At 71.9% G+C, this 22,720-nt stretch carries 21 protein-coding genes; 11 read left to right on the top strand and 10 right to left on the bottom strand.

Features of this window, described 5'->3' with window-relative positions:
• Positions 1–6 precede the first annotated feature (6 nt).
• Positions 7–768 (bottom strand): class I SAM-dependent methyltransferase, encoded by a 762-nt coding sequence (locus tag K4S16_RS18055; RefSeq protein ID WP_149260087.1) that lies wholly within the window; start codon positions 766–768, stop codon positions 7–9.
• Entirely contained in the window at positions 765–1,412 is a 648-nt protein-coding gene (locus K4S16_RS18050) for a GNAT family N-acetyltransferase (protein ID WP_149260086.1), read from the bottom strand. The genes K4S16_RS18055 and K4S16_RS18050 overlap by 4 nt, the downstream gene beginning before the upstream one ends.
• 84 nt (positions 1,413–1,496) lie before the next feature.
• On the opposite strand from K4S16_RS18050, the gene K4S16_RS18045 reads away from it, so the two are divergent.
• Positions 1,497–2,336, top strand: coding sequence for an alpha/beta fold hydrolase (locus K4S16_RS18045; protein WP_149260085.1), 840 nt, complete (start codon positions 1,497–1,499; stop codon positions 2,334–2,336).
• Positions 2,337–2,344: 8 nt separating this feature from the next.
• On the opposite strand, the gene K4S16_RS18040 is transcribed toward K4S16_RS18045, so the two are convergent.
• The 5 genes from K4S16_RS18040 to K4S16_RS18020 all read right to left on the bottom strand — a co-directional run bounded on the left by K4S16_RS18040 (position 2,345) and on the right by K4S16_RS18020 (position 6,475).
• Positions 2,345–2,542, bottom strand: coding sequence for a hypothetical protein (locus tag K4S16_RS18040; protein ID WP_149260084.1), 198 nt, complete (start codon positions 2,540–2,542; stop codon positions 2,345–2,347).
• An 88-nt stretch (positions 2,543–2,630) separates the two neighbouring features.
• Complete coding sequence (locus tag K4S16_RS18035) at positions 2,631–4,379, bottom strand: peptidylprolyl isomerase (RefSeq protein WP_149260083.1); 1,749 nt, start codon at positions 4,377–4,379, stop codon at positions 2,631–2,633.
• A gap of 33 nt (positions 4,380–4,412) precedes the next feature.
• Positions 4,413–4,703 carry a chorismate mutase gene (locus K4S16_RS18030; RefSeq protein WP_200841936.1) on the bottom strand — a complete coding sequence of 97 codons (291 nt, stop codon included), beginning with the start codon at positions 4,701–4,703 and terminating at the stop codon, positions 4,413–4,415.
• A gap of 24 nt (positions 4,704–4,727) precedes the next feature.
• Positions 4,728–5,135: a MarR family winged helix-turn-helix transcriptional regulator gene (locus tag K4S16_RS18025; protein WP_149260081.1), complete on the bottom strand. Its 408-nt coding sequence runs from the start codon at positions 5,133–5,135 to the stop codon at positions 4,728–4,730.
• Between the two features lie 35 nt (positions 5,136–5,170).
• Positions 5,171–6,475, bottom strand: coding sequence for a GH1 family beta-glucosidase (locus tag K4S16_RS18020; protein ID WP_149260080.1), 1,305 nt, complete (start codon positions 6,473–6,475; stop codon positions 5,171–5,173).
• 149 nt (positions 6,476–6,624) lie between these two features.
• Between K4S16_RS18020 and K4S16_RS18015 the strand changes: the two genes are divergently transcribed.
• The 5 genes from K4S16_RS18015 (at position 6,625) to K4S16_RS17995 (ending at position 11,455) form a co-directional block, all read left to right on the top strand.
• Positions 6,625–7,248 carry a TetR/AcrR family transcriptional regulator gene (locus tag K4S16_RS18015; protein WP_149260079.1) on the top strand — a complete coding sequence of 208 codons (624 nt, stop codon included), beginning with the start codon at positions 6,625–6,627 and terminating at the stop codon, positions 7,246–7,248.
• A gap of 48 nt (positions 7,249–7,296) precedes the next feature.
• The gene (locus K4S16_RS18010) at positions 7,297–7,941 is read left to right on the top strand and encodes a hypothetical protein (RefSeq protein WP_235036882.1); all 645 of its coding nucleotides are present in this window, start codon (positions 7,297–7,299) and stop codon (positions 7,939–7,941) included.
• 190 nt (positions 7,942–8,131) lie between these two features.
• Entirely contained in the window at positions 8,132–9,238 is a 1,107-nt protein-coding gene (locus K4S16_RS18005; RefSeq protein WP_149260078.1) for a ferritin-like domain-containing protein, read from the top strand.
• Between the two features lie 259 nt (positions 9,239–9,497).
• Positions 9,498–10,343 (top strand): hypothetical protein, encoded by an 846-nt coding sequence (locus tag K4S16_RS18000; protein WP_149260077.1) that lies wholly within the window; start codon positions 9,498–9,500, stop codon positions 10,341–10,343.
• 488 nt (positions 10,344–10,831) lie between these two features.
• Entirely contained in the window at positions 10,832–11,455 is a 624-nt protein-coding gene (locus K4S16_RS17995) for a septal ring lytic transglycosylase RlpA family protein (RefSeq protein WP_200841935.1), read from the top strand.
• 53 nt (positions 11,456–11,508) lie between these two features.
• On the opposite strand, the gene K4S16_RS17990 is transcribed toward K4S16_RS17995, so the two are convergent.
• The gene (locus K4S16_RS17990) at positions 11,509–12,510 is read right to left on the bottom strand and encodes a hypothetical protein (protein WP_235036881.1); all 1,002 of its coding nucleotides are present in this window, start codon (positions 12,508–12,510) and stop codon (positions 11,509–11,511) included.
• A gap of 341 nt (positions 12,511–12,851) precedes the next feature.
• Here K4S16_RS17990 and K4S16_RS17985 point away from each other — a divergent pair, with 341 nt between their 5' ends.
• Positions 12,852–13,214, top strand: a complete 363-nt coding sequence (locus K4S16_RS17985) for a YkvA family protein (RefSeq protein ID WP_149260076.1) — start codon at positions 12,852–12,854, stop codon at positions 13,212–13,214.
• A gap of 63 nt (positions 13,215–13,277) precedes the next feature.
• Here K4S16_RS17985 and K4S16_RS17980 read toward each other — a convergent pair whose 3' ends face one another.
• Entirely contained in the window at positions 13,278–14,027 is a 750-nt protein-coding gene (locus K4S16_RS17980; protein ID WP_268843253.1) for an IclR family transcriptional regulator, read from the bottom strand.
• Between the two features lie 226 nt (positions 14,028–14,253).
• On the opposite strand from K4S16_RS17980, the gene K4S16_RS17975 reads away from it, so the two are divergent.
• The 4 genes from K4S16_RS17975 (at position 14,254) to K4S16_RS17960 (ending at position 21,465) form a co-directional block, all read left to right on the top strand.
• Positions 14,254–16,104, top strand: a complete 1,851-nt coding sequence (locus K4S16_RS17975; protein ID WP_149260074.1) for a hypothetical protein — start codon at positions 14,254–14,256, stop codon at positions 16,102–16,104.
• Positions 16,105–16,260: 156 nt separating this feature from the next.
• Positions 16,261–16,509, top strand: a complete 249-nt coding sequence (locus K4S16_RS17970; RefSeq protein ID WP_149260073.1) for a zf-TFIIB domain-containing protein — start codon at positions 16,261–16,263, stop codon at positions 16,507–16,509.
• A 271-nt stretch (positions 16,510–16,780) separates the two neighbouring features.
• Positions 16,781–18,577 carry a fatty acyl-AMP ligase gene (locus tag K4S16_RS17965; protein ID WP_149260072.1) on the top strand — a complete coding sequence of 599 codons (1,797 nt, stop codon included), beginning with the start codon at positions 16,781–16,783 and terminating at the stop codon, positions 18,575–18,577.
• Between the two features lie 65 nt (positions 18,578–18,642).
• Complete coding sequence (locus tag K4S16_RS17960; RefSeq protein WP_149260071.1) at positions 18,643–21,465, top strand: MMPL family transporter; 2,823 nt, start codon at positions 18,643–18,645, stop codon at positions 21,463–21,465.
• 19 nt (positions 21,466–21,484) lie between these two features.
• Here the strand turns inward: K4S16_RS17960 and K4S16_RS17955 are convergent, their stop codons facing one another.
• Positions 21,485–22,714 carry a glycosyltransferase gene (locus K4S16_RS17955; RefSeq protein WP_235036880.1) on the bottom strand — a complete coding sequence of 410 codons (1,230 nt, stop codon included), beginning with the start codon at positions 22,712–22,714 and terminating at the stop codon, positions 21,485–21,487.
• Positions 22,715–22,720 lie beyond the last annotated feature (6 nt).

The raw sequence follows: 22,720 nt of genomic DNA, 5'->3' as shown, positions 1-22,720 counted from the left end.
CCCGCCTCACGACGGCTTGCGGGCCTCGATGAGGGTGCGGGACGAGTGGGCCGTGAAAACGGCGTCGCGCCGGATCCGCGCGTCCAGTTCGCGCAGGCGGTCGCGGTGGCCGTCGACGGTGAAGCCGGGGACGATCCAGATCACCTTGCGCAGGAAGTAGACGACCGCGCCGATGTCGAAGAACTCCATGCGGAGCCGCTCGGAACGCAGGTCCGCGATGTCGAGCCCTGCCGCCCGGGCGTCGGCGCTCTCGACCTCCGGGTCCCGCGCGCGGCGTGCCTCGGGCTGGGGTCCGAGGAAGAACTCGGTCAGCTCGAAGACGCTCGCCGGGCCGACGTGCTGGGCGAAGTAGGTCCCGCCCGGGGCGAGGACCCGCGCGATCTCGGCCCACCGGACCGTGGCCGGATGGCGGCTGACGACCAGGTCGAACGCCTCGTCGGCGAACGGGAGCGGCGGCTCGCCGGAGTCGGCGACCACGACGGCGCCCCGGGGGTGCAGGAGGCGGGTGGCCTTGGCGATGTTCGGCGGCCACGACTCGGTCGCCGCCATCGTCGGCGGGAACCGCTCGGCTCCCGCGAGCACCTCGCCGCCGCCGGTCTCGATGTCGAGCGCCGCCCGCGCGCGGCCCAGCCGCTCGCTCATCAGGCGCTGGTACCCCCAGGACGGGCGCTGCTCCGTCGCGCGGCCGTCCAGCCAGGAGAAGTCCCAGCCCGCCACGGAGACCGTCCCGGCCTCGGCGACCAGGTCCTCGAACGTCCGCTCCGTCACTTCGGAAGCCCCAGCATCGTCCGGCAGGGGGCGAGGCCCTCGATCGTGACCGGGACGCCGCGGTGCAGCTCCCAGTCCTCCCGGGTGAGCCGGTACCGCTGGTCGATCGTCATGGACCCGCGGACGACATGGCGGTCCACGCCGTTGGGGCGGTAGCCGAGCTTGCGCGACACCGCGTTCGAGGCGTGGCTGCCCTCGAAGGCGCTGGAGACGGCCTCCTCGGCGTCCAGGCCCGCGAAGGCCAGGTGCAGGACGGCCGCCCTCATCTCGGTGCCGATCCCCTGCCCCTGGTGGCGGCGGCCGAGCCACGAACCGGTCGCGACCTGCCGGAGGACGACGAGGTCCTGCGCCCACAGGGACTGCTGCCCGACGACTTCGCCCTCATGGAACACGGTGAGGTCGAGCTGCCATTTCTCGGGTGTCCACTCCGCGAGGTTCCTCCAGTGGTGCTGGACGACGCCGCGTGCGACCTCGGCGGGCGGACGGTCGGTCCACGGCACGAGGAACGGCATCGTCTCCGGGTCGTGGATGCCCTCGGCGGCGACGTCGGCCAGCGCGGCGAGTTCCTCGGGCGAAGGCAGGCGCAGCTCCAGCCGCGGCGTCGTCAGCCGCAGCCCGAGCGGCGGGAAATGATCGACCAGCATCCCCTCACCATGGCCCCTCCGGCCGCCTCCCGGCACCTGTTTTTGTCATTGCGGGGAAGGCGTTCGGTCACGAGGACGGCGGGCATGCCGACGTTCGCGGCCCCCGACGGAACCGAACTCGCCTACCGCCTCGTGGGAGCAGGTGAGCCGCTGGTGTGCGTGCCCGGCGGACCGATGCGCGCCTCCTCCTACCTGGGCGACCTCGGTGGCCTGGCGCGCCATCGCCGGCTCGTCCTGCTGGACCTGCGGGGGACGGGCGCCTCGGCCGTTCCCCGGGACAGGGCGACGTACCGGTGCGACCGGCAGGTCGGCGACGTCGAGGCGCTGCGCGAGCATCTCGGCTTGGAGCGCGTCGACGTCCTCGCGCATTCGGCGGGCGGGGACATCGCCGTGCTCCATGCCGCCCGGTACGCGCGGCGCGTCCGGAGGCTGGTCCTCGTCACGGCCCGTTTTCGTGCGCTGGGCATCGGTTTCACCGCCGAGCACCGGCGCGAGGCGGCGGCGAAGCGCCGGGCGGAGCCCTGGTTCGCCGCCGGCCGCGACGCTTTCGAGGCCGTTCTGGCGGGGACGGCGTCGGACGCCGATTGGGACGCCGCCGCGCCCTTCTTCCACGGGCGCTGGGATGCGGTCGCCCGGCGCCAGGCGGCTTCCGAGGCCGAAGAGACCAACGACGAGGCGGCGGATCTCTACGCGTCGCCCGCGGCCTTCGATCCCGCCGCGGCGCGCGCCGCGATCGCCGGGCTGGCGGCCCCGGCCCTCGTCCTCGCGGCCGAGCTCGACGGCGCCCCGCCACCTCGCGTCGCCGCCCGGGCCGCGGAGCTGTTCCCGAACGCGGAATCGGTGGTCCAGCCGGGAGCCGGGCACTACCCGTGGCTGGACGATCCCGCTCGCTTCACGCGGACGGTCGCGGACTTCCTGGCCTGAGCGGCGGGTCAGAAGCCCAGGACGAGGAAGACGATGCCGGCGACGACGTGGGCGACGACGGTGACCGCCAGGGCGGCCACGAACAGGGCCTTGGCCGTGGGGTGGTCGAACTGGGAGCCGGGGCGCCCGCGCTGGGAGGACCTGCTCTCGGCCTGCTGTTCGAGCTCGTCCAGGGACGGCAGGAAGGACGGTCGCTTGAGGGCCATGGTGAGCGTCCTCCTAGGTCGGGGGCCTGTTTCACCATCTCCAACGCGCTGCGGGGCCGGTTCTAATCCGGGTTCCATGACCGCCCGGTCAGGACGTGCGGAGCGCCTTGATCGTGACCTTCTGCAGCGGGGAGCCGTCCGTGCCGCCGCCCGCGACGCCCTTCTTGGCGACCTTGTCCACGATGTCCAAGCCGGAGGTGACCCGGCCGAAGACCGTGTAGGACGCGGGGAGGTTCGCGGTGTCGCCGTACAGGATGAAGAACTGGCTGCCGTTGGTGTTCGGGCCCGCGTTGGCCATGGCCACGGTGCCGCGCGTGTAACGCGCGGAGCTCAGGTTCTCGTCGTCGAACTGGTAGGCGGGACCGCCGTGCCCCGTCCCGGTCGGGTCGCCGCACTGGAGGACCTGGAGGCTCGGGTCCGTCGTCAGCCGGTGGCACGAGGTGCCGTCGTAGAACCTCTCGGCCGCGAGGTAGGCCAGGGAGTTCACCGTGCAGGGCGCCATCCCGGCGTCCAGCGAGATCTGGAGCGTGCCGAGGTTGGTCTGGATGGCGGCGCGCGACGGGACCGCCGCCGGGAGCCGGGTCGGCGGCTTCCCGACGTCCCTGTTGCTCGTGCCGGTCATGGTCCGGTAGTCGCACGACCTGGACGGCGCCGACTGGGCGACCGGCGTCCTGCCGCCGCTTCCGCTGTTCTTGGCCTTGTCGTCGCCGTCGAGGAGTGTCGCGGCGACGAGCCCGCCGGCCAGGATCACGGCCGCGGCGGCCGCTCCGGTGATGAGCAGCACCCGGCCGCCCCGTCCGGCCGGCGGCGGGTTCCCCGGGTGCGGGTAGCTCCCCGGCGGCGGGAACGGGGGCACGGGGGCCGCCGGCGGCCAGCCTCCGGCGCCCGGCGGCACCGAGGACGGCTGCGGGGCGGGCGGGTGCGTCGGGGCCTGGTGCGCGGCGGCCGGTGGCGTCCAGTTCACGGCGTGCGGTGATGCTTCCGGTCGGGCGGCGGCCGAGGTGCCCTCCGCGAGGAGGTCGGCGTTCGGGCCGAGGCCGAGCAGCCGCTGGAGCACCTGGAGCGCGGTCGGGCGGGCCGCCGGTTCCTTCTCCAGGCAGGACGCGACGAGCGTCCGCAGGTCGCCGGTCAGCGCGCCCAGGTCAGGCTGCCCGTACAGGATCCGCTGCATGATGACCGGCACCGAATCGCCGCCGAACGGCGGGACGCCGTTCGCGGCGAACGCCATCGTGCAGCCCCACGCGAACATGTCCAGCGGCGCGCCGCCCGCGGACCCCGCGACCTGCTCGGGCGCCATGTAGGCGGGGGTGCCGACGGCGCCGGTCAGGGTGGCGGAGGTCGCCTCCAGCGGGCGCGCGACGCCGAAGTCGATGACCTTCGGGCCGTCCGGGCCGAGCAGCACGTTGGCCGGCTTGAAGTCGCGGTGGACGACGCCGGCCTCGTGGATGGCCGCGAGCGCGGTGGCGGTGCCGACCGCGAGCCTGACCAGCTCCTCCGGGGACGCCACGCCCTCCGCGAGGACCCGGTCGCGCAGCGAGGGCCCGTCGATGTACTCGCTGACGATGTAGGGGGTGTCTCCGTCGGCCTCCGCCGCGAGGACGCGGGCGGTGCAGAAGGGGGCGACGCTGCGGGCCGCCGCCAGCTCCCGGTCGAAGAGCGTGCGGGCCCGCTCGTCCCGTCCGATGTCCGCGTGCAGGAGCTTCACGGCGACTCGCTCGCCGGTCTCCGACTCGCCCAGGAAGACGACGCCCTGGGCGCCCTCGCCGACCCGGGCCGTCAGCCGGAACCCGCCGATCTCACGGGGGTCGGTGGCGCGCAGCGGACGGGTCTCCGGCATTCAGAACCTCCACGACGAAGCGGAGAGAGCAGCCTATCCGCGGCCGCTCGCGTGCTCGGTCAGCTCCAGGTCGACGAAGGCGCCGATCATCGCCCGCCACACCGCCTCCGCGACCTCGGGCGAGAGCCCGGCGTCCGCGGCCCGTTCCCGCGCCAGCCGGACGACCTGCTCGACCCGGTCGGGCGCGCGGACGGCCTGCTCGTCGCGCTTGAAGGCGGCGGCCGCTCGCACCAGTTCCTCGCGTTCGGCGAGCAGCCGGACGAGGCGCCCGTCGATGGCGTCGATCCGCGCACGCACGTCCGCGAGGTTCTCAGGAGACTCCATGCGCATCAGCATGCCGCAAAGCGGTCACGGGGAGAGGCGCAGCAGCAGGGCCAGGAGCGTGGCGCGGTCGTCCTCCGGCAGAGGCGCGAAGAGTTCGGCCAGGGCCTCGTCGACGATCTGCCGGCCGGTGCCGAGGAGCTTCTCACCGGCGGGGGTGAGGTGGTGCTCCACGCTGCGGTGGCGGCCCGGGCGCCGGTCGATCAGCCCCTGGGCGGCCAGGCGCCCGGCGAGCGTCCCGAACGCCTGCTCGCTCTGGAACGTCTCCGCCGCGAGGGCGCGCGCGGAGGCCCCGGGGGCGCGGCTGATCGCACGCAGCGCGTCCCACTGCGCGGGCGTCGTGCCGGCGGCGGCGAGGCGGCCGTCGAGCGCACGGTGCTGCCGGTGGTGGGCCTGCCTGACCGCTCTTCCGAGTTCCTGCACTTCGACGGGCATACACCAAGGGTAGAAGCGCTCGCCCGCCGGGCCCGTCAGCGGCCCTTGGACGACGCGATGAGGTCGCGGTACCAGCCGTAGGACGCCTTCGGCGTGCGCTTCTGCGTCTCGTAGTCGACGTGGACGAGCCCGAAGCGCGGGTGGTAGCCCTCCGCCCATTCGAAGTTGTCCAGGAGCGACCAGGTGAAGTAGCCGCGGATGTCGACGCCCTCCTCGACGGCGGCTCGCACGGCCGCGATGTGGGCGTCCAGGAACTCGATGCGGGACGCGTCGTCCACGGTGCCGTCCGGGCCGGGCTCGTCGGCGAACGAGCATCCGTTCTCGGTGATGTAGAGCGGCGGCAGGTCGTAGCGGGAGTCGAGGGTGCGCAGCAGCGACAGGAAGGCGTCCGGCACGATCGGCCAGCCCATCCCCGTCGTCGGGTACTCGGTGATGTCCACGATGTCGAACGGCAGCGGGCCCTCGGCCGGGGTCGCGAGCCGCGTCGGCTGGTAGTAGTTCACGCCCAGGAAGTCGAGGGGCGAGGCGATGACCGACATGTCCTCGGAGCGGATGAACGGCGCGTCCCCCATCAGGTCCGGGTAGGCGCCGAGCAGGACGGGGTCGGTGAACAGCCGGTTCATGAAGGCGTCGAAGGCGTCGGCCGCGGGCTGGTCGGCGGGGGAGGCGGCCCAGGCCGGGGAGTAGTGGTTGGTCAGCCCGACCGAGCGGGCGCCCCGGCTGCGCAGGGCGTTGACGGCGAGGCCGTGGCCGAGGAGCTGGTGGTGCGCCGTGGGCAGCGCGTCGAGCAGGAGCGCCCGGCCGGGGGCGTAGACGCCGAACGCGTAGCCGTAGGCGGTGACGACCACGGGCTCGTTCAGGGTTATCCACATGTCGACGCGGTCGGCGAGGCGCTCGGCCGCCAGGTAGGAGAATTCGGCGAACCGGTAGGCGGTGTCGCGCACCATCCAGCCTCCGGCGTCCTCGAGCGGCTGCGGGAGGTCCCAGTGGTAGAGGGTGGCGGCGGGGGCGATGCCGGCGGCGAGCAGGCCGTCCACGAGCCGGTCGTAGAAGTCGAGGCCCTTCGCGTTGACGGCGCCGCTCCCGGAGGGCTGCACGCGCGGCCACGCGATGGAGAACCGGTAGGCGTCGACGCCGAGGCCCGCCATCAGCGCGACGTCCTGGGGCCACCGGTGGTAGTGGTCGCAGGCGACGTCGCCGGTGTGGCCGTCGCGGGTCCGCCCCGGCGTGTGGGAGAACGTGTCCCAGGTGGACGGGCCCCGCCCGTCCTCGTCGACCGCCCCTTCGATCTGGTAGGCGGCGGTGGCGACGCCCCAGCGGAAGCCCTCTGGAAGACCCATCCGCGTTCCCCTCCCCGACGGTCTGTCCGAAATGCGAATAGTATTCGGATATTAGTGGCGGGGTGGTGCGGACGGAAGACTCCTGTGGCCCCGGAGGTACGGCAGGCTGCGCATGCTCTGCACCGGTCCGTTCGGGGGACAATGGCGAGGTGACCGAGATCCGAACGCCGCTCCGCCGCCGCCCGGCCCAGCGCCGCAGCGCCGAACGCGTCCAGCGGATGCTGGACGCCTGCGCCGAGATCCTGGACGAGGACGGCTACGACGGCCTGACCACCACGCGCATCGCCCAGCGCGCCGAGGTGGCCATCGGCTCGGTGTACCAGTTCTTCCCCGACAAGCGCGCCGTCGCGCAGGCGCTCGCGCTGCGCAACCTGGAGGAGTTCGGCGACCGCATCTCCGCGCGGCTCGCCGGGGGGCGGTTCGCCGACTGGTCCGACACGGTCGGCGCGATCATCGAGATCTTCGTGGAGATGCACCGGACCGTGCCCGGCTTCCGGGTGCTGCGCTTCGGCGACGTCGCCGACGTCAACCTGCTCGACTCCGACGCCGACAACAACGCGGTGGTCGCCGACCGGCTCCGCAGGATGATCGTGGACACCTTCGGCGTCCAGGACACCCCCGGCCTCGCCACCGCGCTCGCCATCTCGGTCGAGGCGGGCGACGCCGTGCTGAAGATGGCGTTCCGCCGCAGCCCGGACGGCGACCCGGAGATCGTCGCCGAGGCCGAGCGGCTGATCCACGGCTACCTCGCCGCCCACATCCAGGAGTCCTGAACCGGGCAGCGAAGGCATCCGGGAAACGTCGGTTGAAAGGGACTCGCTATGGCAGACTCCCCTCCGCAAACCGACACGGAACGGGTGAGTTCGCTGGACGAGGAAAGACTCCAGGCGCAGCGCAGGCTGCTGATCCGGCAGCGGGTGCGCCTGATGGTGAACCAGTACGAGGTGCACGCGGAGGGGCCCGGCGGCGAGGAGGGCGAGCTGCTCGCCTTCGCGCAGCAGAAGCGGCTGGCGTTCAAGGAGCAGGTCACCCTGTACTCGGACGACTCCAAGACGCGCCCGATCCTCGGGTTCAAGGCGCGCAAGCGCATCGACCTGGCGTCGGCGTACGACATCACGGACGCGCACGGGCAGCCGATCGGGGTCTTCCGCAAGGACTTCAAGAAGTCGCTGATCGCCTCCACCTGGCACCTCGAGCAGCCGGGCCTCGGCGTGACGACCGGCAGCGAGCGCAACAAGTTCGTGGCCGTGCTGCGGCGGGTCTGGAACTTCATCCCGTACGTGGAGAACCTGCCGTTCGCCTGGCCGTACCACTTCGACTTCTACGCCGGCGACCAGGTGGTCTTCAGCGTCGACAAGAAGTTCGGCTTCCGCGACCGCTACGTCATCGAGATCAACGATCCGCGCATCGACCGCCGGCTCGTCATCGCCCAGGCCGTCGGCCTGGACGCCCTCCAGTCCCGCTGACCCGGGACACTTCCGCCCGCACCCTCTCCACGGGGGTCGCGGGCGGCTGTGTTCGGTGGCGCTTCCGTGACGGATTCCGGCGACTCCCTGGCCTCCGCGCGCTTTACATGTTACGAAGTCATGTAAAGCCATGGGCGGTGCACACCCGCGTCGCGATCGTGCGGCGTCACCCCTGGAGGAGGATCCCCCCGTGAGTTCCTACGACCTCTACGCCACGCCTGTCCCCACGGACACGTGGAACGTCCCGATGGCGGGCGACACCCGCTTCACCTGGGAGTACGACGAAGGCCGCGACCGGCTGCTGAACCTGTACCAGAAGGGCAAGGACAAGCAGTGGGACGCGCAGAAGCGCATCGACTGGGACCTTGAGGTCGATCCGATCAACGTCGCCGGCCTGCCGGAGAACTTCAACCCGCTGTTCGGGTCCGACATCTGGGAGAAGATGTCCCAGAAGGAGCGGGACGAGTTCGGCCGCCACCAGGGCTCCTGGCTGTTCAGCCAGTTCCTGCACGGCGAGCAGGGCGCGCTGAACGTGTCGGCGCGCATCGTCCAGTCCGTCCCGGACCTGGACTCGAAGTTCTACGCCGCCACCCAGACCATGGACGAGGCGCGGCACGTCGAGCTGTACGGGAAGTTCGTGCACGAGAAGATCGGCATGTACTACCCGATCAACCAGGACCTGGCGAAGCTGCTCGCCGAGTCGCTGGAGGACAGCCGCTGGGACCTGCCCTACCTCGGCATGCAGGTCCTCATCGAGGGCCTCGCCCTCGCCGCGTTCGGGCTGTACCGCGACATGTCGACCAACCCGCTGGTCAAGCAGCTCCTCGCGTACGTCATGCAGGACGAGGCACGCCACGTCGCCTTCGGGCGGCTCGCGCTCAAGGACTACTACGCCGAGCTCACCGACAAGGAGCGGGCCGAGCGGCAGGAGTTCGTCGTCGAGGGCTGCTACCTGATGCGCGACCGCTTCAAGGGGCGCGAGGTCTTCGAGCAGCTCGACATGCCGGTGGAACGGTGCATGGAGTACGTCGACAACTCCGACATGTTCACGCTTTACCAGTCCCTGCTCTTCAGCCGCATCGTCCCGTGCGTCCGGGACGTGGGGCTCTGGGGCGACAAGGTGCAGGCCGCCTATGCGGACATGGGCGTCCTCGACAACGCCAAGGCCGACCTGGAGGCCCTCATGAGGCAGGACGAGGAGATCGCCGAGAAGGTCGACGAGGAGCGCTACGCGGCGGAACTCGCCGCCCGCAAGGACGAGGTCGACGAGGCCATCTCCCTCGGCGCGGTCGAGTAGCCCGCGAGCCCGCCAGGCGGGGGTGCCCTTCGGGGCGCCCCCGTTCTGTTTTGTCGAGAATTATCGGCATTTGCTGATTCGTGCGATGTCGATGATCACTCCATGGAGATCCTTCGGTTTTCCCCAAGTCATTTTCGAATCGGCCGTGCGCGCCACCGGGGTGTACTAGCCTCCCCGCTCGACGGTGCGCCGGGATTCATCGCCTTCTCGGCCGCACACCGCATGTGCAGGGTCAATCCGAAAACCCCGGGGGAAAAGAATGAACCGCTCAGCCAGAAGCCTGCTCGGAGCAACCGTCCTCGGCTCGTTCGTCGCCGCGCTCGCGGTGGCGGCCGCGCCCACGGACGCCGTACCCGCGAAGGCGGCGCCGAGCGCGGCGATCGGCCCGTCCACGCGGCTCCTCTACGAGGCCGCCGCGGCGGGCAACGGCGTCATGCGGACGCTCCCCGCCCCGGTCGCCGGGGCGGCCGGCCGAGCCGCCGAGGTCGGCACCGGCGCCGCCGACGGAGTGCTCCGGGCCGCCCCGGCGGGCCAGGGGCTGCGCACCGCTCGCGACCGCCACGCGGGGACGGAGCTGCCCGTCCCGTCCGGGGGGACGGGCGACCTTACGGGGACGCTGCTCGGCGACCTCGGCAAGGGCCTGCCCATCGGCGGTCTCGGCAAGGGCCTGACCGGCGGAAAGCTCCTGCGCACCGGCAAGCCGGCCGACGGCGCGGGACCGGTCCTGCCGAACGCCCGGGCCGCCGAGGCGCCCATCAGCATGGCCGGTCCGGGAACGCTGCCGGGGCTGCCGAGCCTGCCGTCCCTGCTCGGCTCCGTGAGCCCCGGCGGCCTGCCGGCCCGCCAGGTGCTCGCGCCGAACGCCCGGCACGCGACCGGGACGCCTTCCGGCGACCTGCTCGGCCAGGTCGAGGGCACCGTGGCCAAGGCCGGGGGTCTCGGCCGGTCCGAAGGCAGCGTGGTGGACGTCCTGAAAGCGCGGGAGCGGTCCGGCGGGACGGCGGACGGTCCGCTGTCCATGCCGGACGCGTCCGCGCTCGGCCTGCCGAAGGTGGGGTCGCTGACGAAGGCGCCGGGCATTCCGCTGGTGTCCGGGCGGGGCTGATCGCGGGGCACGTCGTCCCAGGTCACGGGGCGGTCCGGAGGGGGACTATCTCCCTCCGGACCGCCCCGTTCCGTTGTGCCGGACCTTTTGTTATCCGTCCGAGATAAGCGGTATACACTGAGTAAAGACGATCTTGAAATGCGGTCACTCTGCGAAGTTGATCAGCTTCGCAGAGCAAAAGGTGAGGTGACAAAGCCCACAAACCCCGGCTCTACGTCTTGATCTGCCGGGGACACAACGTACGGTCAGGGACTTGTGCGGCTCTTCAGCAATGAAAAGTGAAGATGCCTTTCCAGCCGCACCTGCCGGACGCCGATCCGCGAGGAAGCGGACGCGCCTGAGAAAGCGGCGCGGAGCGGGCTGAGGAGCCCGCAGGCGGCGGGGGATCCGGGGGACGGCCGACGTTCGCCCGACCACGCCGCGCGAGAGACACGGCGGTGAGATCCGCCGGGCGTCCGGGGTCCTGTCCCCTAACAAAGGACTCCTCTGTGGGTAGCCCTGTCAGGCGTCTTCTTCGAGCGCGCCTCACGACAATCCTGATCGTCTCCGGCGCCGCCGTCGCCGTCCTGGCCGCGGGCGCGTTCGCCCTGGCCGGGGGCGGCGGCACCGCCGAACCGGCATCGGCGGCGCAGACCGCGCCCCAGTCCGCGGACCCGCTGGCGGACCGTCCGCACGGCGAGCCGACCCGGGCCGGCCGGGGTCGGCCCCGCTCTCCGGAGCCGTCACCTTCGAAGACTCCCAAGAAGAAGAAGTCGTCGAAGTCCGACAGCGAGGCCGCGAGCGTGGCGAAGCCCAAGAAGAAGAAGAAGCAGTACAAGGTCGTGGACTCGGGTTCGTGTGAGGCCTCCTATTACTGGGAGGGCCAGATGACCGCGAGCGGCGAGGCCTTCGACCCGAGCGAGCTGACGGCCGCGCACAAGACGCTGCCGATGGGTTCGAAGGTCCGCGTGACCAACAAGAACAACGACCGTTCGGTCGTCGTCCGCATCAACGACCGCGGCCCGTACGCGGGCGGACGCTGCCTGGACCTGTCCAAGGCCGCGATGCAGAAGGTCGGCGGCACCGGGTCGGGTGTCATCCCCGTCCGCTACGAGGTCCTGTCCAGGGGCTGATCCCGTTGGTTCTCCACCCGCCCGGCGGGCGCCTCGGCGTGCCCGCCGGGCGGTCAGAACCCGTGGCCCAGCCCGGCGCCCGTCCGCTCGTCCTGGGCGTCCTCGGCGTCCTGCGCGCCGGACGTCCACGAACCGTGGCGGCGCGCCATCGGCTGCGTGTCGCCTTCCGCTTCGGCGTCCCCCGCACCGGCCCCGGGCCGTGCCGTCTCCGAGGCGGCGGCCCCGGGCGCCGCGGTGGCGAGACGGTCGCGGAACCAGTCGGTGAGGACGCCGTCGACCCGGACGGCCTCGGTGATCGGCGGGCGGGGCTCGGTGCCCGGCTCGGCGGCGAGCGCGTGGGCCATCCGGAACGTGGTCGACTCCGCCCGGCCGCCGTGCCTGCGCAGCTCGTCGCGGAGCGCGGTGATCTCCCGTGCGGGGACGACGCGGTCCTTGGCGCCGCCGACGAGCAGGACCGGGGCGTCCCGTCCGGCGATGTCGGCGGCGAGCGAACCGAGGTCGAGCCGGTCGGCGAGCGCGACGGCGTGCTCCGACCACGCGCGCTCCCGGCCGGACCGCTTCTCCACCGCCCGCGCGGCCCGCGCCGGGGCGACGACGGGAGCCACGACCGCGGCGGTGCTCACCGGCACGGCGCCGCGCGCCACCGCGAGCAGGGCGGCGGCACCGCCCGCGCTGAAGCCCGCGAGGCCGACGGGACCGTCCGGGACGTCGAGGTCGCGGCGGATCTGCGCGAGCGCGTCCGGCAGCCGCTCGACGGCGTTCTCCACGGCCGCGCAGTACGCCTCGATGCTCTCGGTCTCCAGGATCGCGCCGGAGCCGAGGCCGCCGGGCGAGCGGCCCGGCAGGTCGAGGTAGACGCGCCACACCGGCACGCCCGTCATCGGGATCGCCGTGGCCAGCGCGCCCGCCGTCCGGGGCGGGTCGAAACCGGGCCAGGCCACGATCAGCCGGGTCGCGCCGGACGGGACGGCGTCGACCGCGGTGGGGGGCAGCGCGACGTACGCGTCGCCTGCCGCGGTGCCGTGGACGGGGCGGTTCGTATGGTCGCCGCTCATATCGGTACGTCAGCTCCTGCGATGCTCGACGGGCCATGCCGGTCGTGCCGGACGGAGGCGGCGCCCCGCCCGGGTGACTCATGCTCGCAGCGGACGCCAGCCGACACGCCGCGAACCGCCGTACGTCGACCATGAGAGTGATGAATGCCTCACCTGAGGTAACCCGGATCAAGCGCGGCCGTCGGGCGGCCGGCGCCCATCTCGACGGCGGCCCAGGTCAGGTCCCTGTGACCCGCGCCTCATGGCCGATCCGAGGGAACAAAACCGGCACCGGTCGCGTCCTAGTCGTACGTGGGCGTCGCGGGGGCGCGCCCTCACATACCCCCAAATAAGGAGTGCTGGTGGACAGGAAGCGCAGTGCAGCCGCCGCCGGACAGGCCTGGCATATCTACCGCGAGACGCTCGAACCCCACGCGCCCGGATTCTGGGAGCGCGTCCGCGCCGTCCCCAGGATGCTGAAGTCGGTCCTGCGGGGCCAGTACAAGGGGATGTCCTTCGGGACGCTCGGACTTCTCGCCCTGGGGCTCGTCTACATCATCTCCCCGGTCGACGCCGTCCCCGACGTCATCCCCGTGGTCGGCATCGCCGACGACACCGGGCTGGCGCTCTGGCTTGCCTCCGTCCTGGTGAAGTCGGCGGGCGACTTCGTCACCTGGGAGCGCAGCGGGCGGCCCACCGTCATCGTCGGCGAGCCCGTCGACTGACGACCGCCTCACGTCTGGCCCCCGGACCACAGGTCCGGGGGCTTTCGCATGTGAAGAGCAGCGTCAGGACGAGGCCGGGCCGAGATCCTTGGCGAAACGGTCGGCGGCGTCGCGCATGATGGGGACGACGTCCGGGACGGCCTCGCGCGTCATGCGTCCTGACGGGCCCGAGACCGAGATGGCCGTCAGAGTCGGCGCGCCTTGCAGCGCCACCGCGACGCAGCGGACACCGATCTCCTGCTCCTCGTCGTCCAGCGCGTAGCCCTGGCGGCGGATCTGCTCCAGTTCCCTCAGCAGGGCGTCCGCGTCGGTGAACGTGTTGGGCGTGTGCGCCTCCATGCCCGTCCTGCCGAGGATCTCGCGGACCCGCTGGTCGGACAGTTGCGCCAGGAGGGCCTTCCCCACTCCCGTGCAATGCGGCTGGACGCGCCGTCCCACCTCGGTGAACATCCGCATCGAGTGCTTGGACGGCACCTGCGCGACGTACACCGCCTCGTCCCCCTCCAGCACCGCCATGTTGGCCGTCTCGCCGACCTCGTCCACCAACCGGGACAGCACCGGCCGCGCCCACGTGCCGAGCAGGCGGCTCGCGCCCTCGCCCAGCCGGATGAGCCGCGGCCCGAGGGCGTAGCGCTTGGACGGCTCCTGACGGACGTAGCCCTGGTTCACCAGCGTCCGCATCAGCCGGTAGATCGTCGGCATCGGCAGCCCGGAGGCCTCCGTCAGCTCCGACAGCGCCATCTCGCCGCCCGCGTCCGCCAGATGCTCCAGCAGATCGAACGCGCGCTCCAGCGACCGTACGGCCTCCGCCACCCCCGGCTCCTCTCCCTCGCGACCACCCGATTCTACGGAGGATCGATTTCGCTGTGCGAAAGAGGGTGTGTTGCCAGGATGAGGCATGTTACTCCGATGAGCGACCGGGCAATAACCCTCTGTGCCCGACGCCTCGGCGTCGCCCCCCCCCGGGCAGCCATGAGGAGACCGCGAGGGGGAGCGAGTGCGAGAGGAGCGTCGAAGGGCCCGCTGGGGCGCGATCACGGTGAGCACTGCGCTGGCCGCGCCGCTCACCCTCATGAGCCCCGCCGCCCAGGCCGTGCCGGAGGCAGGCCCCTCGGGAGTCCGGTTGCTCATGGACACGACATCCGGCGGCGCCACGGCCCAGGGAACCGCCTACGCGCTGACCTTCACCATCCGAGTCCGTGCCGAGGGGGGCGTCGCGCGCGGGGTCGGTCTGAGTCTCACCGCCGACCGCTCCCTGTCTTGGACGAGCCTCTCGCCGGCCTGCTCGGAGACCGGTGTGGGCCTGCGCTGCGCTCTGGGTGATGTGGGGGCGGTGGGGCGTGACCGCAGCGGAACGGTCCGGTTCCCCGCCTCGATGATGTCGGGGCCGTCCGCGAAGGCGCCGAGCATCCTCGCCGTGGTGGACGCCTCCAACGCCCCGCGCCGCTCGACCCGCGTGGCCTTCGACTACCCCGGCAAGGACGACTGCGCTGAAGACGAGACGTGCACGTCTGGCGGTCAGCCGAACACCAAATCCGAGACGAGCCCGAGCGAGGACATCCCGTCGCCTTGCGTGGAGAGCGGCATGCTGCCCTGCTCGGCGGCCCAACCACCCAGCACCAAGCCGATGCCGCCCCGGTCGAACGGGGATGGGCCTTCGCCATGCGCAGCCGACAAGGCAGGCACCGGCGCGCAGTGGTGTTCGACCCGCACGCCGTCCGGTGGCGAGTCGGCTCACGGCGCCAAGCCGAGCCTGGGTTCACGTCCGGGGGCGGGCACCGCGCCGACCCCCGGTGTGAAGCCGCGTTCCGTGGGGCCGGGCGGCGCGTCCCTGCCGCCGTGCGTGGGAGGCAACACGACCGTGGGCGGATGGCCGTGCCCCACGACGTTCGGAGCCGAGCAGCCCGAACCCGCCGGCCCGCCCCAGAGCGTGAAGCCGCCTCACAGCGCCAAGCCGCCTCAAAGCATGAAGCCGTCCCACGACGTCATGCCGCCTCACAGCACGAAGCCGAGCCATGGCGCGAAGCCGAGCCACGGTGTGAAGCCGGACCACGGCGTTAAGCCGCCTCACAGCGTCATGCCGCCTCACAACGTCATGCCGCCTCACAACGTCATGCCGCCTCACAGCATGAAGCCGCCTCACAGCGTCATGCCGAGTCACGGCGCGAAGCCGAGCCATGGCAAGCCGAGTCATGGCGCCAAGCCGGACCACGGCGGTAAGTCGCCTCACAGTGCGGTGCCTCAAAATGGCATGCCGTCTTCTGGCACACAGCCGCCTCAGAGCCTCGTGCCCTCTCAGGGCACCGAGCCGAGCCAGAGCACGGAGCCGAGCGAGGGCACCACGCCGAATCAGGGCGCGGAGCCGTCTCAGGTTGTGCGGCCGCCCGACAACCTCATGCCTCCTCATCACGGGAAGCCGTCCTACGGGACGAAGCCGCCCTACAACGTGAAGCCGAGCGTTGGCGCGAAGCCGGGCGAGAGCAGCAAGCCGAGCCACGGCGGCATGCCGAAGGCAGGTTCTCAGCCGGATGGAAAGGGCGAACTGCCCGGCGGGCCTGACGTGAGCGCCCCCGGGGCGCCGTACGGACCCGGGCAGCCGAGCCCCGGGGCTCCGTTCCCTTCGAGTCTGCCCGGGCCGGTTCCGCCGGTGCCGTCGGCGCCGGTCGTCCTGCCGCCGGCGCAGCCGCAGGCGGCCGACGGCGACGATACGGCGCTGATGTCCCCCGCCGGTCTGAAGGAGGGGGACGGGACGGACTGGGCGGTCGTCCTCGGCATCGCCTTCGTGGCCGAGATCGGCCTTCTGTGGGGCGCCGCCTGCATCGTGCTGAACCGGCGCAGGGCCGCCCTGAGCCGCGCCGAGGCCGGGGCAGGCCAGGACAGAACGGGCTGACGCCGCCGGACCGGCCGGGACGAAGCGAACGGCTGCGCGCCAGGCAGGCGCATCCGAATCGGTGGGTGAGCGTCCCGGTATCTCCCCGAAAAGGGGCAGGTGTCAGTAAGCTGACCGGCGACGGTAAACGCGGTCATGACGGACAGGGGATCCGGTATGTCAGACGCGACGCTGCAGTGCCCGAAGTGCGAGTCGAAGCTCGACACCCACGAACGCCACGGAGTCGTGATCGAGGAATGCCCGGGATGCAAGGGCGTCTTTCTCGACCGCGGCGAGCTGGAGCAGCTCATCGACGCGGAGAGCCGCTACCTCGCCGCGCTCCCGGACGAGGTGAACCCGGACACGACCTACCAGGGACGGCACCGCCGGGGGATCATGCAGCAGATCTTCGCCGCCGACCGGTAGCCGCGGGCACGGTCGGTGACCGGGCGAACGCCCATGTGTGAAAGGGGATTTCCTCTTGTCACGGGGGTGACAAACCGGACTTTGGCGAATGTGACCGCGAGCTAATATCGCGCACTGACTACCATCCGGTAGCTTGACGATCATCGCCGGTCACCGGAGGCCTCCAGACGGAATCGTCCGGCAGGCGCGGCGCACCTCCGCCGGCGGCGTGCAACCCCCTTCACGGCATCGTCCACGGCCCCGTCCGGCCCGTCCCCTCGGGAGATGATCAATGGCATTGGGCTCGCTGCTTCCCGAACTCCTGCCCGGCGGCTCCGGCCGCACCCCGCTGATCGAGCGGGTCGCGCGGTGGGCGAGGGAGAAGCCGGACGCCCCGGCCTACACCTTCGTCGACTACTCGGCCGACCCGTCCGGCGCGCACCGCACGCTGAGCTGGGCCGAGACCGACCGGCGGGCGCGCGCCATGGCCGTGACGCTCCGCCAGGTCAGCGGGCCGGGGGAGCGTGCCGCGCTGCTGCTGCCGCAGACGCTCGAGTACATGATGACCATGCTCGGCGCCCTGTACTCGCACGTCATCGCGGTGCCGCTGTTCTCGCCCGACCTGCCGGGGCACGCCGACCGGCTGATCGGCGCCTACGCCGACGCCGAACCCGCGGTGATCGTCACGACGCGGAACGCGCTGCCGCACGTGGAGAAGTTCCTCGCCGACCACGACGTCCCGCAGCCGAAGGAGATCCTGTTCGCCGAGGAGGTCGACCTCTCCCTGGCGGACCGGTGGCAGGACGAGGCGATCGCGTTCGACGACATCGCCTACCTCCAGTACACGTCGGGCTCGACGCGCCGTCCCGCCGGAGTCGAGATCACTCACGGCAACGTGACGGCGAACGCCGCGCAGCTGTGGGCCGGGTGGGCGCCCGAGAAGCCGAACCCCGAACTGGTGAGCTGGCTGCCGCTGTTCCACGACATGGGGCTCATCGCGACGATGGCGCTGCCGCTGGTGCGCGGCGACCACGCCATCTACACCGACCCCGTCTCGTTCATCATGAACCCGATGCGGTGGCTCCAGCTCATCGCGGAGCGCCCCGGGAAGAACGTCTACACCGCGGGGCCGAACTTCGCCTACGAGTACGTCGCGTCCATGGCCGCGCCGGAGAAGATCGCCGACCTGGACCTGTCCGGGCTGACGACCTGCCTGAACGGCGCGGAGCCGATCCGCACCTCCACGCTGTCGATGTTCGCCGACGCGCTGGCGCCGGCCGGACTGCGGCCGGGCGCGCAGGCGCCGGGCTACGGTCTGGCCGAGGCCACCGTGTTCGTCACCGCCGCCGCCGAGGACGTCCCACCGAAGATCATCTCCGTGGACCGGGAGGCGCTCACCCAGGGCGACCTGCGGCTCCGCGAGGACGGCGCGGACGGGACGAGCGAGCTGGTCTCCTGCGGCCGCCCCTGCGGGCAGATCGTCGCGATCGTCGACCCCGAGGCGCGCGTCGAGCAGCCGGACGGGCGGGTCGGCGAGATCTGGGTGCACGGCCCCAACACGGCGCCCGGCTACTGGCGCAACTCCGAGCGGAGCCAGGACACGTTCGGCGGCGAGCTGGCCGAGCCCGGGGACCTGCCGTCCGGGCCCTGGATGAAGACCGGTGACTACGGGGTCGTCCACGAGGGCGAGCTCTATGTGACCGGCCGCATCAAGGACCTCATCATCGTGGACGGCCGCAACCACTACCCGCAGGACATCGAGGTCACCGCGCAGGAGGCGCACCCGGCGATCCGCCCCGACCATGTGGCCGCGTTCGCGCTCACCGGGGAGGAGACCGAGCGGCTGGTGGTCGTCGCCGAGCGCAACCGGCGCGTCCCCCTCGGGCGCCTCGACGTGGACGAGGTGGAGTCCGCGGTCCGCGCGGCCGTCAACGTCGAGCACGAGATGAGCGTCCACGACTTCGTGTTGATCGAACCGGGTGGCGTGTCGCGCACCTCCAGCGGGAAAATCGCACGGGCCGCGACCCGGCAGCGCTACCTTGACGGCGCCCTGGCGACCACGGCGGCCCGCCTGGCGTCTCGCAAATAACGACGGACAACCGGCCGCGCGGGGGCGAGGGAGCCCCCGGGCGGCCGTGCTGAAACAGGAGGATCATGCTTTCGGGGCTGGGGCGTCTCATCCACCGGCGACGCTGGGCCAGCCTTGTCCTGATCCTGGTCATGACCGGGGTGGCGGGCGCCTGGGGGCTCGGCGTCTTCGCCAAGTTCAAGGAGGGCGGCTTCGAGGACCCGGACGCGTCCTCGACGCTCGTCGCCAAGCTGGGCGCGACCTACTTCGGCAGCACCAACCCCGACGTCCTCGTCCTGTATTCGAGCGACACCATGACGGTGGACGACCCGCGCTTCGAGGCGAGCGTCGTCACCACCGTCGCGCGGCTGCCCAAGGCCCAGGTCGAGGAGATCGTCTCCTACTGGTCGTTCAACGGCGAGGCCGCGCACTCGTTCGCCTCCCACGACCGGCACTCGACGTTCGTCGCGGTCAAGCTGAAGGGCAAGGAGAGCGCGGACAAGACCGAGAACTACCACCTCGTAAAGGACCGCTTGGCCGCGCCGGGGCTCGACGTCCGGTACGGCGGCAGCGTCCCGCTGGGCGAGGAGTTCGGCAAGCAGGTGGTGTCCGACATCGTCCGCGCGGAGACCATCACCGCGCTGCCGCTGTTCCTGCTGCTCATGATCCTGTTCGGCGCTGTGGTGGCCTCGTTCCTGCCCTTCGCCGTGGCCGTCTTCTCGACGGTGGGCGGACTGGCCGTCCTGCATGTGGTGACGTACGCGGCCGACGTGACGTCCTTCGCCGTGGAAGTCGTCACGATGATGGGCGTCGGCCTGGCGATCGACTACTCGCTGTTCATCATCAGCCGTTTCCGTGAGGAACTCCAGCGCGGCATGGCCGCGCAAGGGCTGCCGGCCGGCAAACCGTGGAAACGTGAACGCGACAAGGCGGCGCGCAAGGCCGCCAAGAAGGAGTACCGGACGGCGCTCAAGCCGCTCCGTGAGGCGGCCCTGTCCGCCACCATGGCGACCGCCGGCCGCACCATCATGGTCAGCGGCATCACCGTCTCGGCGGCCCTCGCGGGGCTGCTGCTCTTCCCGCAGATGTTCCTCCGGACGATCGGGCTCGCCGGCATAGCCACCGTCATGGTCGCCGTGTTCGGAGCCACGGTCCTGCTGCCGACGCTCCTGGCGCTCCTAGGGCCGCGCGTCGAGGGCGGGCAGATGCCGTGGCGGCGTCCCACGTCCAAGCGCGCGCGGCGAAACCCCGAGAGCGGCTTCTGGTACCGGCTCGGCAAGAGCGTGATGAAGCATCCGCTCCCGTACTTCGCGATCGTGCTCGTCATCCTGGGCGTGATGTTCGTGCCGTTCCTGAACGTCCAGTTCGGCAGCGTCGACGCCCGGGTCCTGCCCAAGGACAGCACCACCCGCGCCGTGGTGGAGACCGTCAAGAAGGACTTCCCGAACGGGTCCGCCGAGCCCATCGACGTGGTGGTCTCCGGCGACCTCATCCCGCGCGACTGGACGCCGTCCGGCAAGGGCGACCCCATCCCGCCCTACCTGGAGCAGTTCAGGAAGCAGCTCGCGGCCCTCCCGGGCGTCACCGAGGCCCAGTTCACCGGCTACTCCGGCTCGTACGGGGGCGTGCGGATCTCCGTGACGCACAAGTACGAGCCGATGGACCAGCACGCCCAGGACCTCGTCACCAAGATCCGCGGGATGAGCCTGTCCAAGGACGGCTACCCGATGCACATCGACGTCGGCGGCAGCACCGCCGCGCAGATGGACCTCATGTCGAGCCTGATGAGGTCCCTGCCGAAGATGGCGCTCGTCGTCGGGGTCGCCACGTTCGTCCTGCTCTTCATGTTCTTCGGCTCGATCGTCCTGCCGCTGAAGGCCATCGTCATGAACGTCCTGTCGATCGGCGCCTCGTTCGGCGCGATCGTGTGGGGCTTCCAGTACGGGCATCTCGCCGGGGTGCTGGACTTCACCCCGACCGGCGGCGTCGAGGCCACCAGCATGATCCTCATCCTGGCGGTCGTGTTCGGCCTGTCCATGGACTACGAGGTCTTCCTGCTCAGCCGTATCCGCGAGGAATGGGACCTCACGCACGACAACCGGGTCGCCGTCGCGTCCGGCATGCAGCACACCGGCGGCATCATCACCAGCGCCGCGCTGCTGTTCCTACTCGTCATCGCCGCGTTCAGCATGGCCGGGATCACCGTCGTGAAGCTCATCGGCGTCGGCATGTTCGTGGCCGTCGTGGTGGACGCGGCCCTCGTCCGCTCCCTCCTCGTCCCCGCCACGATGCGCTTCATGGGCGCGGCCAACTGGTGGCTGCCGGGCTTCCTCGCGGGCCTGCACTCCCGCATGGACCTCCGCGAACGCGCCGCCCTGGCCCCGGTCGGCGCCGCCGCGGCCCCACCGCGCCTCCCGGACGAGCAGCCCTACCCCTACGCCATCAACTGGGCGGAGACCTCGCCCGCCTCCGCCGCTTCCCAGGACGGGGCCCCGGGTGGGGCGCCGAGCGGACCGCGCCCCGGCACGGTCCGGCCGATGCCAGAGCCGCCTCGCCCGCGCCGGGGCACCGAGCCGTCCGGCGCTTCGCCGAGCCGTCCGGGCCCGCCGCCCGCGGACGTACCGCCCGCCCGGCCGCGAGTGGACGCGAACGCGGCGTTCCAGTCCGCTCCGCAGCCGAGCGCGCCCGAGGCCCCGGGACTCGTCTTCCGGACGGCTCCGGACGGTGCCGAGCCCGGCGGGGCGCCGCAGTCCAACGGGGCGCCGCAGCCCAAGGGGGCGCCGTGGACGCCCTGGGCGGACGGTCCGCCCCAACCGGCACCGCGCCCCGCCCCGCGCACCCGGCGCGTGATCGTCCCCAACCCGGACGGCTCAGGCTGGCACTGGGGCGAAGAACCCGACGACGACTGAGACCCGCTCCGGCGGCCGCTCAGAGCAGGGAGTCGATGATCTCCTGGGCCCGGGCGACGCCGTCCTCGGCGCGGATGCGGTGGCCCAGGTCGGCCGCGCGGTCGGCCATCTCCTCGTCCCGGACGGCGCGGCGGATCTTCGAGGCGAGCCGGGGCACGGTCAGCGCGCGGAACGGCAGCGGGGCGGGCCCCGCTCCCAGCGCCGCGACCCGCTCGCCCCAGTACGGCTGGTCGCCGAAGAACGGGCACACCATGGTCGGCACGCCCGCCCGCAGCCCCGCCGCCGTCGTGCCGGCGCCCCCGTGGTGCACGACCGCCGCCATGCGGGGGAACAGCCACGAGTGCGGTACGTCCTGGACGGCGAACACGTCCTCGTCCGACGTCGCCGGGTCGCCCTGCACGATGCCCCGCACTCCGGCGAGCTTCAGGGCCGCCCGTACCGCCATGGCGGTCATCTCGGCGTCCTTCGGCACCATGCTCCCGAACCCGACGTACACCGGGGCGGGGCCCGCGGCGAGGAACTCCGCCAGCTCCGCGGGAGGCTCCCACTCGGGTTCGTCGAGGAACCAGTAGCCCGTCAGGTGCACATGGGAGGCCCAGTCGCGGGGCCTCGGCACCACCACCGGACTGAAGCACGCCAGCACCGGACCGCCCTCGGCCCGACGTCCCCGCAGCGGCAGCCGGGGCAGTCCCAGCGCCTCGTCCCGCCACGGGTTGATGAACGGGCGCGACAGCTGCCACGCGATCTGGTCGACCGCCAGGAAGCTGGCCCGGTTCGCCCACGGTCCGAGCACGCGGGCCTGCGGAACGAACGGGTGGGGGAACGCCCCGGTCGGCTCGCTCGGCTGGAAATGAATCAATGCCCACGGAACACCGAGATGTTCACCAATGTGTTGCGGAAGGAAACCCAGCGTGGGCCCCAGGATCAGTTCCGCGTCCTTACAGGCGTCCGAACACTCCGCCAGCAGCCGCTCGGCCATCGGCCCGAGGATGCGCCGGAAGCCGCGCAGGAACTTCACCGGATTGCGCCCGCCGGCGAGCAACTCCTGACCGGCGTCCGATTCGAGGATCTCGGTCGGATCCGCCGTCAGCGGCGCGAGTTCCAGCCCCGCCGCGACGACCATCGGCGCGTACCGCGCACTCGCGACGAGGCGCACCTCGTCCCCCCGCGCCCGCAGCGCCCGCCCCAGCGCCACGCAGGGCTGGATGTCGCCGCGCGACCCCGCCGCGAAGATCACGATCCGGCTCACGCTGCC

The organism is Actinomadura sp. K4S16 (assembly GCF_008327685.1).
Lineage (GTDB): Bacteria > Actinomycetota > Actinomycetes > Streptosporangiales > Streptosporangiaceae > Spirillospora.
This window is presented reverse-complemented; position numbering and strand designations above follow the sequence as displayed.

Excerpts from the sequence above, each read along its gene's own strand:
- K4S16_RS18045 (WP_149260085.1), top strand. The coding sequence starts at position 1,497 with ATGCCGACGTTCGCGGCCCCCGACGGAACCGAACTCGCCTACCGCCTC.
- K4S16_RS18010 (WP_235036882.1), top strand. The coding sequence starts at position 7,297 with ATGGCAGACTCCCCTCCGCAAACCGACACGGAACGGGTGAGTTCGCTG.
- K4S16_RS18025 (WP_149260081.1), bottom strand. The coding sequence starts at position 5,135 with ATGCCCGTCGAAGTGCAGGAACTCGGAAGAGCGGTCAGGCAGGCCCAC.
- K4S16_RS18000 (WP_149260077.1), top strand. The coding sequence starts at position 9,498 with ATGAACCGCTCAGCCAGAAGCCTGCTCGGAGCAACCGTCCTCGGCTCG.
- K4S16_RS17970 (WP_149260073.1), top strand. The coding sequence starts at position 16,261 with ATGTCAGACGCGACGCTGCAGTGCCCGAAGTGCGAGTCGAAGCTCGAC.
- K4S16_RS18050 (WP_149260086.1), bottom strand. The coding sequence starts at position 1,412 with ATGCTGGTCGATCATTTCCCGCCGCTCGGGCTGCGGCTGACGACGCCG.
- K4S16_RS18040 (WP_149260084.1), bottom strand. The coding sequence starts at position 2,542 with ATGGCCCTCAAGCGACCGTCCTTCCTGCCGTCCCTGGACGAGCTCGAA.
- K4S16_RS18035 (WP_149260083.1), bottom strand. The coding sequence starts at position 4,379 with ATGCCGGAGACCCGTCCGCTGCGCGCCACCGACCCCCGTGAGATCGGC.
- K4S16_RS18030 (WP_200841936.1), bottom strand. The coding sequence starts at position 4,703 with ATGGAGTCTCCTGAGAACCTCGCGGACGTGCGTGCGCGGATCGACGCC.
- K4S16_RS17960 (WP_149260071.1), top strand. The coding sequence starts at position 18,643 with ATGCTTTCGGGGCTGGGGCGTCTCATCCACCGGCGACGCTGGGCCAGC.
- K4S16_RS18020 (WP_149260080.1), bottom strand. The coding sequence starts at position 6,475 with ATGGGTCTTCCAGAGGGCTTCCGCTGGGGCGTCGCCACCGCCGCCTAC.
- K4S16_RS17965 (WP_149260072.1), top strand. The coding sequence starts at position 16,781 with ATGGCATTGGGCTCGCTGCTTCCCGAACTCCTGCCCGGCGGCTCCGGC.
- K4S16_RS17990 (WP_235036881.1), bottom strand. The coding sequence starts at position 12,510 with ATGAGCGGCGACCATACGAACCGCCCCGTCCACGGCACCGCGGCAGGC.